The following is a 16,686-nucleotide window of genomic DNA, read 5'->3' as shown; positions in this document are numbered from 1 at the left end:
TGACTACAAAATCTGTGGTCAGCTTTTTATTTTGCGTACCCAGCTAAGCTGGGCACTGTTTGATGGTGAAAGGTTTAAATAGAATTCTACAAGGATTCAAAAATTATTATAGCCTATCTTCAATTGGACAGAAGTGGCTCGGTAAAATAGATTGGTACGTCTTAGAACGGCTTAACCTTTTCTGGAATAAGAAAAGAAATGTTCGAAAGAAACATGGTCGTATCAAGGACTTGATGAAGAAAATAACATACACACTCGTGAAAGTAGGAAGCTAGAACAAACTGAAAGCTAAAGAAGGAAGAGCATCGGAAAGCCGTATGAGGGAAAACCTCACGTACGGTTTGATGAGGGGAAGCTGAAACAGAAAAGGGATAGCAAAGCCATCTCTAAAGAAAATTTAATCTGTTTCAGTTTTCTACTCTACGATGACGGAAAGTTTGCTATATAATAGAGTAGAGTTCGATGAAAGAATTACTTTGTTTGAAAGGTGTTGGACATACAGATTGGCTTACTTGTATGCAATGTTAAGGCAACGTTCGGTACTATTATTTTTATTGGTTGTTAACATATTAGGTACAATTTACGGATTCATATGGTATGGAAATCAATTAAAAGAAACCTCACCTATATTTTGGCCGTTTGTACCAGATAGCCCTATGGCGACTCTCTTTTTTGTCTTTGTTTTAATTGCTTTTTTGATGAAGAAGAACTGGGGGTTAATAGAAGCGCTAGCGATAGTTACTTTAATAAAATATGGTGTTTGGGCTGTTGTTGTAAATGCAATTATGATTTATGTAAAAGGCCCTATTGGCCTTATGGGATATATGTTAATGTTATCTCATTTTGCGATGGCAGTGCAGGGAATGTTATATGCTCCGTTTTATCGGATAAAAAAATGGCACTTCACTGTAGTTGGCATATGGACATTACATAATGATGCAATTGATTATTTATTTTGGCAAATGCCGAGATATGGGATTATGCATTTATTTGTAGAGAAAATTGGTTATTTTACGTTTTGGTTAAGTATTGCTGTACTGTGTATTACATATTATTATTGCTTACGTGAGAACCGAAAACAGTTTTCTTTATGATGGTGAGGACATTTAGGGGGAGAAAATGAAGAAAAATAAGAGCGGTATAAACATATTGGATCGATTGATCACTTTAGTAGTTTCCTATAGCATAGCATTTTCTGTTTTCGCTCTCGCGACAACGGTAGTTGTATATGGAAAATGGTTGTATTATTTTGAAATTGATTTTTTAAATATTCCAGATTTAGCGGATATGACGAAAGATGAAATTAAGAGAAACTATGATGTGCTTATTACATATTTATCGCCGTTTTATGAAGGTGCATTACAATTGCCGACATTAGATATGTCCACAAATGGACGCATTCATTTTGTAGATGTTAAAAATATTTTAGTAAAGATTCAATATATAATGTATGGAACGATTGTAATTGCTGTATTAGGAGGAGCGTATTTATTAAAAAAGAAAAAAGAAAAGTTTTTACTTCACGGAGCGATTCTTACAATTATTTTTCCAATAGCTCTTACGTTACCAATTGCTATTAATTTTGAAAAGAGTTTCGTATTATTTCATAAGCTTTTATTTAGCAATGATTATTGGATGTTTGATATTGAAACAGATCCGGTTATTTTAATGTTACCGGAAGAATTCTTTATGCATGCTGCATGTATTATTTTATTATTGATTTTAGGTGGTAGTATGCTTTGTTACGGTGTGTATAAATATTTAGTGAAAAAGAAAAGGGTTTCAAAGAAAAAATTCTCTGTTTAAAGAGAATTTTTTTGTTTTCATAGAGATAATATATTTTTTGGTTTTGTTCTGTTCTATTCTTGTCCAATTCCACATATTTTGTACTAGTAGTTATAGGGGGGACCGGGATGAAGAGAACATTAATTGGACTGATAGCATTTCTAATTATAATGTTTCCAGTACGTATATATGCTGAAGAGTGGAGTGAACTAACTGGATTGCTAGATGACTCTTTGCAGTTAGTGAAGAAAAAAGAAGATGAAAAGGCAATACAAGTACTGTACCATTTCTCAGAGCAATTTCTATCAAAGGAGAATGAAAATAATTCAAAAGTAACTCCGGGACAAATTAGAGTCGTTTCTTTAGCATACGATAAGGCGAAACAATCTCTCGCGGAAGATTCAGATAGGCAAGTTAAAGTGGATAATATGTTAGCGTTACAACTTGCTGTTGATGCACAAGTATCTAAATATCAGCCACTTTGGATGGAAAGAGAAAGAAAGATAATGAATGCTTTTTCTCAAGTAGAAAAGGCGATGGAAAAAGACGATGATGGACAGTTCCAACAGACGCTAAATACATTTTTAAATGAATTTAATATTATTTATCCTAGTTTAATGATTGCTCTGCCAGAAAACGAAGCGCAGCGTGTAAATGCACATTTATCTTATTTGGATGAATTTCGTAACGTTATGTTAAAAACGAAAGGTGGACAAATGCAACTAGGGATTATTAAAGGTGATTTGCAAAAAATATTTCATACAGTAAAAAAAGATGAGATTGCTCCCTCTCTCATTTGGTTTATGACAATTACTGGAGGACTTATTTTGTTCACTTTAACGTATGTTGGATGGAGAAAGTATAAAGGGGAGAGAGAGAAGCGGAGAAGCAACTTGCATTCTAAAGATAAATAATACGCATAAATAAAGATACGGATTGTAAGGTTTATTTATTGACAACGGTGGAAGAAAAAAATAGAATGAGAAGTACTATAATTAAAACTTCAATGGAGGTTTATGATGTTTTATTTAATTTACTTCGCGATCATTTTGATCATACCGTTGTATGCACAGTCAAAAGTACGTAGTGCCTATAGCAAGTATTCACAAGTTTATTCAACATCAGGTATGACAGGAGCGGAAGTGGCTCGAAAAATTTTAGATGAAAATGGATTGTACAATGTAGCCGTAGAAGAAACGCCAGGTCATTTGTCAGATCATTATGACCCGCGTGTAAAGACGGTTAGATTATCGACAGATAACTATTATGGTCATTCAGTTGCTGGTACAGCTGTAGCAGCACATGAAGTAGGACACGCAATTCAAGATGCGAAAGATTATAACTTTATGCGTGTACGCCATTCGTTAGTGCCAGTTGCTAATTTTGGTTCAAACATGTCATGGGTTTTTGTCCTAATTGGTGTATTTGCACAAATGTCTGGTTTGTTGTTACTAGGAATTATTTTAATGGCAGCAGGTGTTATTTTCCAACTTGTTACATTACCAGTTGAGTTTGATGCATCAAAACGCGCAATGCAACAAATTGAAGCACTTGGTATCGTATCAACAGATGAGTACGGTCAAGCTCGTAAAGTATTAAATGCGGCAGCATTAACATATGTAGCAGCAGCTGCTGTAGCAGTATTTGAATTATTACGTCTCGTATTAATTTATACTGGTATGCAGCGTAGCGACGATTAAAGACTATCAATTTTGATAGTCTTTTTTTGTTTTGTGGATTGAATCTTATAATATGTTACAAATGGAAATAATAGAGAGAATATGGGGTATAGAACTAGTTAAAATAAAGATAAGTATGGAATGATGAAAGAAGGTGACGGACATAGAATATCCATATTATTTAGTTAAACAAGTGAAGGAGCGTAGTGCTACATACCAATTAGAAGGTTTTTTAAGTGGACAGGGCCCTAAAAACCCGAAATTAATGCTTGTTGGAGAAGCACCTGGTGAAACAGAAATTCATAATGGGATTCCATTTAGTGGGAGAGCGGGAAAACATTTAATGGAATTTTTAGAACGTATTCACGTTACAAGGGAAGAAGTATATATTACGAGTGCGGTCCGGAGTAGACCTTATAAATGGAGAGAGAAAAGGGAACGAAATGGCGAAATAATACAGAAGAAGTACAATAGAACACCGAATCAAGGTGAGATACTTGCCCATGCACCTTTGCTAGATTATGAACTGGAATTTATACAACAGCCGGTTATTGTCACACTTGGTAATATTGCATTACAGCGTTTAGTTGGTAAAAATAATAAAATTACGGATGTTCATGGAGAATTGTTAAAGCAACCTGTGCAGCGATTGAAAGATAGCAGCAGTACAGAATTTATTTGGTCAGAAAAAGAATATCATATTTTTCCGACCTTTCATCCAGCTTCTATTTTCTATAATCGGAGTTTGTTGGAGCTTATTTATGAGGATTTGGAGAAACTTAAAAGATTTATAATAAAAAACTAGAAAAGCTACAGAGCTTTTCTAGCTGAATTTAATTATGTAACGGTTTTTTATTTTCATCTAATGTAAATCCTTCACCAACAACATCGTGTACATCACTTACAGCGACAAAGGCATGTGGATCTACTGAAATAATGATATTTTTTAATTTTACGATTTCATTTTTAGCAACAACACAATATAGTACATTACGTTCTATTTTTGTATAGGATCCAACTGCTTTTAAAAAGGTTGCTCCGCGCTCCATTTCTGATAAAATTTTTGAAGCAATTTCATCGTTTTTATCAGAAATAATAGTTGCTCCTTTTGCTGCATAAGCACCTTCTTGCATGAAATCAATAACCTTAGCCCCGATAAAAACAGCAACTAACGTATACATGCCCTCACGATATGATAAATATGTAAGAATAGAGATAATGATAACGACCGCATCAAACATAAACATCGTTTTTCCCATACTCCAGCCAACATATTTGTGAGCTAGCCTTGCGATAATATCAACACCGCCAGTAGTCCCGCCGTATTTGAATATAATTCCAAGTCCTATGCCGATAAATGCCCCAGCGAATAAAGCAGCCAGTGTCATATCCTTTTGCAAGTTTAAATGTAAGTTGAGAACCTCGTAGCGCTGAAACACCCAAAGGAATAAAGAGACGCTAAATGTACCGATTAATGTGTATAAAAATGTTGTTCGGCCGAGTAATTTCCAGCCAATGAAAAATAGAGGGACGTTTAAAATTAAGTTTGTATAGGAAGGATCAAGTGAAAATTTAAAATATAATAATAGCGTAATGCCGGTAAATCCACCCTCTGCAAGATGATTTTCAATATTGATATTCACAATACCGAAAGAAAAAATAGCGGAACCGATTAAAATAAAAATGATATTTCGAATCTTCAAATTTGATGTCATTTAGAAATCCCCCTAATTATGTAATGATTGCATTGCTCCTCTTAAACGATAGAACATAATAATAAGTTATTTCTAGTTGATAGTAAAAATAGAGAATGGTATAAGAGCTTAATTAGTTCAGCCTGATATTGTGCGGAAAAAATGCAAAAGAAAGTTTCACTTTATCCCGTCCCAACGGCTGGTAGAGGGAAAAGCGAAGAAGAAAAGGTCGAACCAGCCGCAGGGACCCGATTGGTTCAGGCTGATCTTTTGCAAAAATCACGCAAAAGAAGTTTCACTTTATTATAGTCTATCCTAAAAAGAGTCGTAAATAGTGATATGAGGGAATAATATTTGTCAAATCGCGATGAATTGGCTAACATGAAAGAGGAAGGAATAAGAGGTGACTAGTATGGAAGCAAAAACGATGAAAGATATGCAGAAAGAAGTAGATGCATATATCGGTCAATTTAAAGAAGGTTATTTTAGTCCGCTTGCAATGATGGCTCGTTTAACTGAAGAAATGGGAGAGCTTGCAAGAGAGGTTAATCATTATTATGGTGAGAAACCAAAGAAAACGACTGAGAAAGAACGAAGTGTTGAGGAAGAGCTTGGAGATGTTTTATTTGTTATGATTTGTATGGCAAATAGTTTAAATATTGATTTAGAAACAGCGCATAACATTGTAATGAATAAATTTAATACACGTGATAAAGATCGTTGGACACGTATTGATGAGGGAGAGAAAGACGCATGAAAGAAATTAAAGTAATTATCGCTGGACCACGAGGACGCATGGGATATGAAGCAGTCCTTCTTATGGAAAGAACAGCGCATTTCAATTTAGTAGCAGCAATTGATTATAAGCATGGCGGAGAAAAAATTTCTGATTTACCGGGAATGCCAGCGCTAGATGCACCTATTTACGCGGATTTACATACTTGTTTAGATGAAGTAGAAGCAGATGTATTGTTAGATTTAACAACACCAGAAATTGGAAAGAAACATGTGACACTTGCAGTTGAACGTGGACTTCGATCAGTTATTGGTACAACTGGATTTACTGAAGAAGAACTAAAGCAATTAACAGAAAATGCAAAAGAAAAAGAAGTAGGAACAATTATCGCTCCAAATTTTGCGATTGGTGCAGTACTTATGATGAAGTTCTCTCAAATGGCAGCGAAGTACTTCCAAGATGTTGAAGTAATTGAATTACACCATGATCAAAAATTAGACGCACCATCTGGTACAGCTGTAAAAACAGTAGAATTAATCCGTCAAAATCGTGTACCAAAAGAGCAAGGGCACCCTAATGAAACGGAACAATTAGAAGGGGCACGTGGTGCAAATGTAGACGGTATTCACATTCATAGCGTACGTCTACCAGGGCTTATTGCACACCAAGAAGTAATGTTCGGCGGAGATGGACAAATGTTAACAGTTCGCCATGATTCATTCAACCGTGCATCATTTATGTCAGGTGTAAAACTATCAATTGAAACAGTAATGAACCTTGATCATCTTGTGTACGGTTTAGAAAATATTATCGACTAAAGGGGAGACAACGGATGAAAATTGCCTTAATCGCACATGACAAAAAGAAAGATGATATGGTTTCGTTCGCATACGCATATAAACCAATTTTTGAAAAACATGAACTTTTTGCAACAGGAACGACAGGACTTCGTATTATGGAGGCAACTGGTTTAGTTGTAACAAGATATCAATCCGGTCCTCTTGGTGGAGATCAAGAAATTGGTGCAATGATTGCAAAAAATGAGATGGATATGGTGATTTTTTTCCGGGATCCACTAACAGCCCAGCCGCATGAACCAGATGTTAATGCGTTACTTCGTTTATGTGATGTATACGCCATCCCATTAGCAACAAATATGGCAAGTGCTGAAATGCTAATGCATGCATTAGAGCGGGGAGATTTAGATTACCGAAAGTTAAGAAAATGAGGGGAACAATTATGAGTGGATTACATATATTAGCGTTTGGTGCTCATGCCGATGATGTTGAAATCGGCATGGCAGGTACCATTGCAAAGTATACGAAGCAAGGATATGAAGTAGGCATTTGCGATTTAACAGAAGCTGATCTTTCTTCAAATGGAACGGTAGAACTAAGAAAAGAAGAAGCAAAGGCTGCAGCTCGTATTATGGGAGTAAAAACGAGAATTAATTTAGCAATGCCAGACCGTGGTTTGTATATGAAAGAAGAATATATACGTGAAATTGTAAAGATTATTCGCACATATAAACCAACACTAATTTTCGCACCATATTACGAAGATCGTCATCCAGACCATGCTAATTGCGCGAAACTTGTGGAAGAAGCTATCTTTTCAGCGGGAATTCGTAAATATATGCCTGAACTTCCGCCGCACCGTGTAGAGTCGTTTTATAATTATATGATTAATGGTTTTCATAAACCGAATTTTTGTATAGATATTAGTGAATACCTTTCTAAAAAGGTGGAAGCGTTAGAAGCGTATGAAAGTCAGTTTTCAACAGGGAGTGATGGTGTTAAGACGCCATTAACCGAAGGATACGTTGAAACTGTAATCGCTCGGGAGAAGATGTTTGGGAAAGAAGTTGGAGTGCTGTATGCCGAAGGATTTATGAGTAAGAAACCGGTTTTATTACATGCTGATTTAATAGGGGGATGTAAATGAAATTGAAAATAGGTATTACATGTTATCCTTCTGTAGGTGGTTCTGGGGTTGTTGGGACAGAGTTAGGAAAGCAATTGGCGGAACGCGGGCATGAAATTCATTTTATTACATCGGGTGTACCATTTCGGTTGAATAAAGTGTACCCGAACATTTATTTTCACGAAGTAACAGTAAATCAATATTCTGTTTTTCAATATCCACCTTACGATTTAGCATTAGCGAGTAAAATGGCAGAGGTTGCTCAAAGAGAAAACCTTGATATTTTACATGTGCATTATGCAATCCCGCATGCTATTTGTGCATATTTAGCAAAACAAATGATTGGGGAGCGTATTAAAATTGTTACGACCTTACATGGAACGGATATTACTGTGTTAGGTTCCGACCCTTCGTTAAATAATTTAATTCGCTTTGGTATTGAACAATCTGATGTTGTTACAGCTGTGTCACATTCGTTAATTGAAGAAACAAATGAACTTGTAAAACCAGATAAAGAAATTGAGACGGTATACAATTTTGTAGATGAACGTGTTTATTTCAAACGTGATATGTCTCAATTAAAAAAAGAATATGGTATACGAGAAAATGAAAAAGTGTTGATTCATATTTCAAATTTCCGAAAGGTTAAGCGTGTACAGGATGTTGTGCAGTCATTTGCCAAAATTGTAAAGGAAGTAGATGCGAAATTGCTTCTTGTTGGTGATGGACCAGAGTTCTGTACTATTTTACAATTGGTGAAAAGTTTACATATTGAGGAACGTGTCTTATTCCTAGGAAAGCAAGATAATGTTGCAGAGCTTCTTGCGATGAGTGATTTAATGCTACTTTTATCAGAAAAGGAAAGTTTTGGTCTTGTTATATTAGAAGCGATGGCGTGTGGTGTGCCTAGTATCGGAACGAGGGTTGGGGGCATTCCAGAGGTCATTCAACATGGTGAAACAGGATATATATGTGAAGTTGGAGATACAGACGGAATAGCTAAGCAAGCAATTCAGCTACTAGAAAATGAAGAACTTCACCGTAATATGGGAGAGCGAGCGATGAAATCTGTATATGAGCAGTTTCGTTCGGAAAAAATCGTTTCACAGTATGAGGCGATTTATTATGACATACTAAGGGATGACAAGAATGGAAAGATTTAAAAAAGCTAGTTCAATTATTGAGATGTTAAAACAGCACGGACATGAGGCTTACTTCGTTGGTGGAAGTGTACGCGATCTTATTATCGATAGACCGATTGGAGATATCGATATCGCAACATCTGCTTTACCAGAAGAAGTAATGGCTATTTTCCCAAGACATGTTCCGGTTGGTCTTGAGCATGGAACTGTAATTGTTGTAGAAAATGGTGAACCGTATGAGGTAACTACTTTTCGAACAGAAAGCGAATATGAAGATTTTCGAAGACCTAGTAGTGTTCAATTTGTCCGTTCATTAGAAGAGGATTTAAAACGACGTGATTTCACGATGAATGCAATTGCAATGACAGAGGAAGGCGAAATGGTTGATTTATTTGCTGGGAAAGAAGCGATTCGTCTGAAGGAAATTACAACGGTTGGAGATGCTGCAGACCGTTTTCAAGAAGATGCACTGCGAATGATGCGTGGTATTCGGTTCGTAAGTACGTTAGGTTTCTCTTTGGAAATAAAGACGAAACAAGCAATTGAAACGTATGGGCATTTGCTCGAACATATAGCGATTGAAAGAATTACAGTTGAATTTGAAAAATTGTTGACCGGTACATATTGTGTGAATGGTCTTCAAGAGTTAGTAGAAACTAAGCTATTTTCTCATCTGCCATATTTGCAAATGTCAGAAGAAAGACTCTTGAAAGCTACGCAGTATAAATGGGATTCTTTCGAAACAGACGTTGAGGCGTGGGCATTTTTCTTATATTGTATCGGAGAAGAGCATCCATCTGTCTTTTTGCGTCAATGGAAGTTCTCGAATAAAAAGATTAAAGATATCGTAGCGGTTTTATTAGCAATTCGTTCTAGAAAGGAGAAGGAGTGGGATACAATCCTTCTTTATAAAACTGGGATTCGCATCGCTGAGATGGCGGAAAGAGTATATGAAGCGATAATAGAAAGTTATAATAGTGCGTCTGTTAAGCAAGTACAATCATTATTTCATGCATTGCCGATAAAAAATCGTCAAGAAATGAATGTGACTGGTAATGATTTATTAAGCTGGACAGATAAAAAGCCAGGTCCGTGGGTTGCCGAAATGCTTCAAAATATTGAAGAAGCAATCGTACAAGGAGATTTAGTTAATAAGAAAGAGGATATAAGGGAGTGGCTACAAAGATGCAATCTACTATAAGAAAGCAGTTATTACAAGTTTTTTCTGAAGCAGATGGTGCATTTGTATCTGGTCAAATACTTAGTGACAAACTTGGTTGTTCGAGAACCGCTGTATGGAAGCATATGGAGGACCTTCGTAATGAAGGGTATGAACTAGAAGCTGTACGCCGCTTAGGGTACCGAATTGCTAGTAAACCAGATAAAGTAACTGCGAATGAGATTCAATTAGGATTACAAACAGAGCGTATCGGTAGAACGGTTTATTTTGAAGAATCGGTTGAGTCTACTCAGCATATTGCAGCGAGACTTGCTTATGAAGGCGCAGAAGAGGGAACAATTGTCGTTGCTGAAGAACAAACAGCAGGTAGAGGACGTTTAAGTAGAAAATGGTATTCCCCAAAAGGAACAGGAATTTGGATGAGTATTATTTTGCGTCCCTCGATTCCAGTTCATCATGCACCACAGCTTACTTTATTAGCAGCTGTTAGCGTAGCGCAAGCAATTGAAAAATGTACCGGTGTAAACGTAGGGATTAAATGGCCGAATGATATTTTAATTCAAGGTAAAAAAGCTGTCGGTATATTAACGGAGATGCAAGCTGATCCAGATAAAATTAATGCTGTTATTATGGGAATTGGCATTAATGCAAATCAGAAACAAGAACATTTTGATGAGGAAATTCAGCAAATTGCAACTTCATTAGCAATTGAATCGGGTAAGCCGATTGTTCGTGCGGAACTTATGCAACAAATTTTCTTGCAACTAGAGAAATTGTATGAAGAGTATTTAAAAAATGGCTTCTCTGTTATTAAAATTCTTTGGGAAAGTTACGCAGTAAGTATCGGAAAAGAAATTACAGCTCGAACGATGAAGGAAACTATTAATGGGCTAGCAAAAGGAATTACGGAGGATGGTGTATTGTTACTTGAGGATCATCAAGGACAAGTGCACCACATTCATTCTGCTGATATAGAAATTAAGTAAAAGAAGTTCCTATTTTGGAGCTTCTTTTTGTCATTTAGATACTAATAAATTTCACATACCATAATAGGGATAAAAAATTATTTTTTCGAAAAAATGTAGCAATTCCTTTTCAGAGTTTGCTATAATTATTTCGAATATGGGCAGTATCAAAGCGAACTGCACCATTATTTTACGCAGTATGAAAAAATAATAATTTGGATTCTGCCTTGATCCAATAACGGACTGGGACAGAGGGATGAATAATGCCGACTAACACACAACCCTTCTGCCCTTTTATGGCCAGAGGGGTTTTTTATATGATTTCGGCCATCTCCTCTCTCCTGCATAAAGGAGGAGTAGTTTTTGAAAACAAAAACAGATTTTTTGAAAATGAAAGAGCAAGGTGAGCCGATTACAATGCTAACGGCGTATGATTATCCATCTGCTAAATTAGCAGGAGAAGCTAAAGTCGATATGATTTTAGTGGGTGATTCTCTAGGAATGGTTGTACTTGGGTATGATTCAACAGTTCCAGTAACAGTAGAGGATATGATTCATCATACGAAAGCTGTACGCCGCGGAGCGAAAGAGACGTTTATTGTAACTGATATGCCATTTATGTCTTATCATGTCTCATCGCAAGATACGATGATTAATGCACGTCGCATTGTTCAAGAGAGCGGGGCACATGCATTAAAGGTAGAAGGTGCTGGAGAAGTTATATCAACTATTCACTACTTAACGAATGCGGGAATTCCCGTTGTGGCGCATTTAGGTTTAACTCCTCAATCTGTAGGAGTGCTAGGTGGGTATAAAGTACAAGGGAAAGATGCTGAAAGTGCAAAAAAATTAATAGAAGATGCAAAGAAATGTGAGGAAGCTGGTGCGATAGCACTTGTGCTAGAATGTGTGCCAATGCAATTAGCAGAAATTATTTCAGAGCAGTTAACAATTCCTACAATCGGAATTGGAGCAGGACAAAAAGTAGATGGGCAAGTTCTTGTATACCACGATCTTATCTCGTACGGCGTAAATCGTGTTCCGAAATTTGTGAAGCAATATACGTCTGTTCAAGAGGAGATTGTGCGAGGGATTTCGCAATACGTTACTGAAGTAAAGACAGGGCAATTTCCTGAAGAAAAACATTCATTCACAATGAAAGAGGAAGAGTGCTTAGCGTTATACGGAGGAAAACAATAATGAAAATCATAACTACAGTGCAAGAGATGCAGCAAATTACAAACGAACTTCGTACAAGTGGAAAAAGTATCGGTTTTGTTCCAACGATGGGGTATTTACACGAAGGGCATGCTACGTTACTACGTAAGGCAAGGGAAGAAAATGAAATTGTAGTTTTAAGTGTATTTGTAAATCCACTACAATTTGGACCAAATGAAGATTTAGATCGATACCCACGTGATATTGATAGAGATGAAAATGTAGCAAAAGAAAATGGTGTTGATTATTTATTTTATCCGAGTGTAGAAGAGATGTATCCAGCAGAACAAACGACAACAGTAGAAGTTGTGAAGCGTACCGACGTATTATGTGGCAAACAAAGACCTGGTCATTTCGCTGGTGTTGCGACTGTACTAATGAAACTATTTAATATTACATTGCCAACGCGTGCTTATTTCGGTATGAAAGATGCACAGCAAGTAGCTGTAATTGAAGGATTCGTAACTGATTTTAATATTCCCGTTACGATCGTACCAGTTGATATTGTAAGGGAAGAAGATGGATTAGCGAAAAGTTCTCGTAATGTGTATTTATCACTAGAAGAACGTGAAGAGGCTCCTCATTTATACGGCAGTCTATGTATAGCGAAAGAACGAATTGAGGCAGGCGAACGTAATCCGGAAATCATTATGAATCTTGTGAAAGAGCATATTGAGAAGTATACGAAAGGCACTGTAGATTATGCTGATTTATATGCATATCCTTCATTAAAAGCAATAAATAAAATTGAAGGAAGAATCATTTTAGCGATTGCGGTTAAGTTTGAAAATGTACGATTAATTGACAATATAACATTAATGGGGAAATAAGGGGGAGCATCTATGTTTCGCACAATGATGAGAGCGAAGTTACATCGTGCAACTGTAACAGAAGCAAATTTAAATTATGTAGGTAGTATTACAATTGATGAAGATTTAATGGATGCGGTAAATATTGTAGAAAATGAAAAAGTACAAATTGTAAATAACAACAATGGAGCTCGCTTAGAGACATATGTTATTAAAGGAGAGCGCGGTAGCGGTGTTGTGTGTTTAAATGGTGCAGCTGCAAGGCTTGTACAACCGGGTGATAAAGTTATTATTATTTGCTATGGTTTAGTGGCAGAAGAAAATATTCATAAACAAGAGCCGAAAATTGCAGTATTAGACGATGATAATCAAATTATTGAAATGTTAGGTGCTGAAAAAGCTGGCACGATATTATAAGTAGGAAGGCTATCTCTAATTAAGGAGATAGCTTTTTTGTGCATCTTTTCATTAAGATGAGGTAAAACGTGGTATAGTAACATTATATAATTTTTGTGTTTGATAGGTAAGAAATTGAGGTGTTACATATATGAGTAAGCGTTATGTCGTTGTTGATTTAGAGACGACAGGGAACTCCTGGAAGGATGGGAAGGATAAAATCACCCAAATTGCAGCTGTTGTAGTGGAAGATGGAGAGATATTAGAGATTTTTTCATCTTTTATTAATCCGAAGAGAGAGATTCCCCTATTTATTACAGAATTAACTGGGATTGATGAAAATCTTGTAAAACAAGCCCCGTTATTTCGAGATGTAGCCCCGATGATTGTTGAGCTATTACAAGGTGCGGCTTTTGTTGCACATAACGTTCACTTTGATTGGAATTTTTTAAATGAAGAATTAAGGCAGGCTGGATATACAGAAGTACATTGTCCTAAAATTGATACAGTTGAATTGGCGCAAATTCTTTTGCCAACAGCTGATAGTTATAAATTACGTGATTTAGCTAAGCAGCATGAACTAGAGCACGATCAACCACATCGTGCGGATAGTGATGCTCTTGCAACAGCGGAGTTGTTTTTACAATTTTTAAGTGAAATTGAAAAGTTACCACTTGTCACATTACAATCGCTTTATGAATTAAGTGATGTTTTCCAAAGTGATATAGCTGATGTACTTTCTGAAAATATTTTAAAGAAAATGATGCATGGTAAAGAAGAGGCAGAGGAGTGTGAGGTGTATCGAAATATTGCGCTTCGAAAGCGGAATTATTCTTTAAGCCTCAGTGAAACATACTCATCTAAATTTGATGCTTTCTTACATAAGACAATCGATAAACTTGAATTGAATATGCCAAAGTTTGAAAAAAGAGAAAGCCAACAAATTATGATGAAGGAAATATATACAGCGCTAAGAGATTCTAGGTTTTCACTGATTGAAGCAGGAACAGGTACGGGGAAGACGCTTGCATATTTACTTCCAAGTATTTATTTCGCAAAGAAAAAAGAAGAGCCTGTCATTATAAGTACACAAACTGTACAATTGCAACAACAAATACTAGAAAAAGAAATTCCTTTATTAAAGAAAATAATGCCATTTTCATTTGAAGCAGCTCTTCTGAAAGGAAGAAAGCATTACCTTTGTCTACACAAATTTGAATATGCTTTGCAAGAGGAAGAGAAAAATTATGATATGGCGCTCACAAAGGCAAAAATTTTAGTGTGGTTATTGCAAACGGAAACTGGCGATCGTGATGAATTAAATATTCCTGAGGGCGGCAAGTTACTTTGGAACCGTATTTGTAGTGATGTACATAGTCCAGGCGGGATGCAAAGCAACTGGTATAGTCGTTGTTTTTATCAAAGAGCAAAGAATAAAGCATTATTTGCAGATATCGTTATTACAAATCATGCGTTATTATTTCAAGATTTTTCAAGTGAAGAACCACTATTTGCTTCATGTGAACATATTATTTTTGATGAAGCTCATCATATCGAGGAAGCGGCGAGTAGAACATTAGGTGAACAGTTCTCATGCATGTATTTTCAATTAGCTTTATCTCGTCTTGGTACGCTAGAAACAGATGATGTACTTTCTAAAGTATATAAAATGATGAAAAAATCAGAGCAAGCATCGCGTTCGACTTTCCGTATGGTGAGTCATAGTTTGAAGGAATTGAAATTTGATGCGGATGAACTATTCCAAATGTTACGGACTTTCGTATTTAAACAAACAAAGCAGGAACAAGGGATGAGCAATATGCCACTCATTTATCGATATAACACGGAAATAGAGAAAGGTAAGTTATGGGATAGCATTACCGAGTTAACAAATCGATTTGTGTATGATGTAAGAAAGTTATTGACTACACTTGAGAAGCAAGCTGAAATATTGCAAAGTAAATTAGAATGGGAGATGCATGTCGTTACAGGTGAATATATGCATTTAATTGAGTTGTTGAGAAAGATGGCACAATCTTTACAATTACTCATTTTAGAAAAAAATTCATACGTGACATGGATGGAGACTGAAACGAAGGGAACGATTCATTCAACAGTTCTATATGCGCAGCCTGTTCATATTGGTGAAAGATTTGCTGATGAATTTTTAACCCAGAAAAAGAGTGTTATTTTCACATCAGCAACGTTAACAGTTAATGATTCATTCGACTATATAAAAGAGGAGCTAGGTTTACATGATTTTGCTCCCAATACATTAAAGGTTCCATCACCATTCCGTTTTGAAGAGCAAATGAAATTAATGGTTTCAACGGATGTACCTTTTATTAAGAAAGCAAGTAATGAAGAATATATTGAGTCTATATCGGCACATATTGCGAAAATAGCGAAAGCTACAAAAGGTAGAATGCTCGTTTTATTCACTTCGTATGAAATGTTGAAAGAAGCGTATACGAATTTGAAAAATGATGAGACATTAGAAGGATATTTATTATTAACGCAAAGTGTGAATAATAAGAGCCGAAGTCGTCTAATCCGAAAATTCCAGGAGTTCGACAAATCGATTTTGTTAGGAACAAGTAGTTTTTGGGAAGGGATAGATATACCTGGAGATGCTCTGAGTTGTCTTGTCATTGTCCGTCTGCCTTTTACCCCTCCTCATCAGCCGATGATGGAAGCAAAAGGAGAGTGGTTAAAAAATCAAGGAGAAGACGTATTTGATAAGTTGGCGCTCCCACAAGCAATCTTGCGTTTCAAACAAGGGTTTGGTCGTCTTATTAGAACAAATACAGATACGGGAACTGTATTTGTATTAGATCGTCGTTTGACAAGTTCTTCCTATGGAAAACGATTTTTACAATCAATCCCAACTGTACCGCTCTATGAAGGACCGTTAGAAGAATTGTTAGTACAGTTAGAAGAATCGTCAAATGAATAAAATTGGAAGAAAAATACGCCTGAAGTACATTTAAACTTCAGGCGTAAAAAATGTGGGTAGGAGGAATTTTATTTTTCTTACTTCTTGTATACAAAATATATTGCTTTTCGATTTGAAACCTTTTTTTGCTGTACATGTCCTGCTATAATAGATGGGTGATGAAGCAGGGGTTGTAAAGAATGTACTCTTATTGTAACCGCATT

The 16,686-nt window shown here is 36.1% G+C and carries 17 protein-coding genes; 16 read left to right on the top strand and 1 reads right to left on the bottom strand.

From position 1 onward, the window contains the following. The first annotated feature begins 503 nt into the window (after positions 1-503). From lhaT to DN408_RS24615, 5 genes are all read left to right on the top strand, one after another. On the top strand, positions 504-1,094 hold the full coding sequence (gene lhaT, locus DN408_RS24635; RefSeq protein WP_002126441.1) for a lipoprotein heptaprenylglyceryl N-acetyltransferase LhaT: 591 nt from the start codon (positions 504-506) through the stop codon (positions 1,092-1,094). Between the two features lie 25 nt (positions 1,095-1,119). Beyond that, positions 1,120-1,806, top strand: coding sequence for a lipoprotein intramolecular transacylase Lit (gene lit, locus DN408_RS24630; protein ID WP_002064533.1), 687 nt, complete (start codon positions 1,120-1,122; stop codon positions 1,804-1,806). A 107-nt stretch (positions 1,807-1,913) separates the two neighbouring features. Further along, positions 1,914-2,699 carry a sporulation protein YpjB gene (gene ypjB / locus DN408_RS24625; RefSeq protein ID WP_002126445.1) on the top strand — a complete coding sequence of 262 codons (786 nt, stop codon included), beginning with the start codon at positions 1,914-1,916 and terminating at the stop codon, positions 2,697-2,699. A 105-nt stretch (positions 2,700-2,804) separates the two neighbouring features. Next, positions 2,805-3,485 carry a zinc metallopeptidase gene (locus DN408_RS24620; protein ID WP_002086606.1) on the top strand — a complete coding sequence of 227 codons (681 nt, stop codon included), beginning with the start codon at positions 2,805-2,807 and terminating at the stop codon, positions 3,483-3,485. A gap of 133 nt (positions 3,486-3,618) precedes the next feature. Then, complete coding sequence (locus tag DN408_RS24615) at positions 3,619-4,269, top strand: uracil-DNA glycosylase (RefSeq protein ID WP_002011844.1); 651 nt, start codon at positions 3,619-3,621, stop codon at positions 4,267-4,269. A gap of 28 nt (positions 4,270-4,297) precedes the next feature. On the opposite strand, the gene DN408_RS24610 is transcribed toward DN408_RS24615, so the two are convergent. Next, positions 4,298-5,179, bottom strand: a complete 882-nt coding sequence (locus DN408_RS24610) for a YitT family protein (RefSeq protein WP_113937060.1) — start codon at positions 5,177-5,179, stop codon at positions 4,298-4,300. 391 nt (positions 5,180-5,570) lie between these two features. Here DN408_RS24610 and DN408_RS24600 point away from each other — a divergent pair, with 391 nt between their 5' ends. From DN408_RS24600 to dinG, 11 genes are all read left to right on the top strand, one after another. Continuing rightward, complete coding sequence (locus DN408_RS24600) at positions 5,571-5,915, top strand: nucleotide pyrophosphohydrolase (RefSeq protein ID WP_002011846.1); 345 nt, start codon at positions 5,571-5,573, stop codon at positions 5,913-5,915. Further along, complete coding sequence (gene dapB / locus DN408_RS24595; protein ID WP_002126457.1) at positions 5,912-6,712, top strand: dihydrodipicolinate reductase; 801 nt, start codon at positions 5,912-5,914, stop codon at positions 6,710-6,712. Before DN408_RS24600 ends, dapB begins: the two co-directional genes overlap by 4 nt. Positions 6,713-6,726: 14 nt before the next feature. Continuing rightward, a complete protein-coding gene (gene mgsA / locus DN408_RS24590) occupies positions 6,727-7,122 on the top strand; it encodes a methylglyoxal synthase (RefSeq protein WP_000684753.1) in 396 nt (131 codons plus the stop codon). A gap of 11 nt (positions 7,123-7,133) precedes the next feature. Further along, positions 7,134-7,838, top strand: a complete 705-nt coding sequence (bshB1, locus tag DN408_RS24585; RefSeq protein ID WP_002011848.1) for a bacillithiol biosynthesis deacetylase BshB1 — start codon at positions 7,134-7,136, stop codon at positions 7,836-7,838. Next, complete coding sequence (bshA, locus tag DN408_RS24580) at positions 7,835-8,980, top strand: N-acetyl-alpha-D-glucosaminyl L-malate synthase BshA (protein WP_002086596.1); 1,146 nt, start codon at positions 7,835-7,837, stop codon at positions 8,978-8,980. The genes bshB1 and bshA overlap by 4 nt, the downstream gene beginning before the upstream one ends. After that, positions 8,967-10,160 (top strand): CCA tRNA nucleotidyltransferase, encoded by a 1,194-nt coding sequence (locus tag DN408_RS24575; RefSeq protein WP_002086595.1) that lies wholly within the window; start codon positions 8,967-8,969, stop codon positions 10,158-10,160. Before bshA ends, DN408_RS24575 begins: the two co-directional genes overlap by 14 nt. Continuing rightward, positions 10,145-11,125, top strand: a complete 981-nt coding sequence (locus tag DN408_RS24570) for a biotin--[acetyl-CoA-carboxylase] ligase (protein WP_002086594.1) — start codon at positions 10,145-10,147, stop codon at positions 11,123-11,125. Before DN408_RS24575 ends, DN408_RS24570 begins: the two co-directional genes overlap by 16 nt. A 342-nt stretch (positions 11,126-11,467) precedes the next feature. After that, on the top strand, positions 11,468-12,304 hold the full coding sequence (gene panB / locus DN408_RS24565) for a 3-methyl-2-oxobutanoate hydroxymethyltransferase (RefSeq protein ID WP_147740426.1): 837 nt from the start codon (positions 11,468-11,470) through the stop codon (positions 12,302-12,304). Beyond that, positions 12,304-13,152: a pantoate--beta-alanine ligase gene (panC, locus tag DN408_RS24560; protein WP_002126472.1), complete on the top strand. Its 849-nt coding sequence runs from the start codon at positions 12,304-12,306 to the stop codon at positions 13,150-13,152. Before panB ends, panC begins: the two co-directional genes overlap by 1 nt. A gap of 12 nt (positions 13,153-13,164) precedes the next feature. After that, on the top strand, positions 13,165-13,548 hold the full coding sequence (gene panD, locus DN408_RS24555) for an aspartate 1-decarboxylase (RefSeq protein ID WP_000490176.1): 384 nt from the start codon (positions 13,165-13,167) through the stop codon (positions 13,546-13,548). Positions 13,549-13,678: 130 nt separating this feature from the next. Then, positions 13,679-16,483, top strand: a complete 2,805-nt coding sequence (dinG, locus tag DN408_RS24550; RefSeq protein WP_147740425.1) for an ATP-dependent DNA helicase DinG — start codon at positions 13,679-13,681, stop codon at positions 16,481-16,483. Positions 16,484-16,686 lie beyond the last annotated feature (203 nt).

Source organism: Bacillus sp. AR13-1 (assembly GCF_008042285.1).
In the GTDB taxonomy this organism is placed as follows: domain Bacteria; phylum Bacillota; class Bacilli; order Bacillales; family Bacillaceae_G; genus Bacillus_A; species Bacillus_A mycoides.
This window is presented reverse-complemented; position numbering and strand designations above follow the sequence as displayed.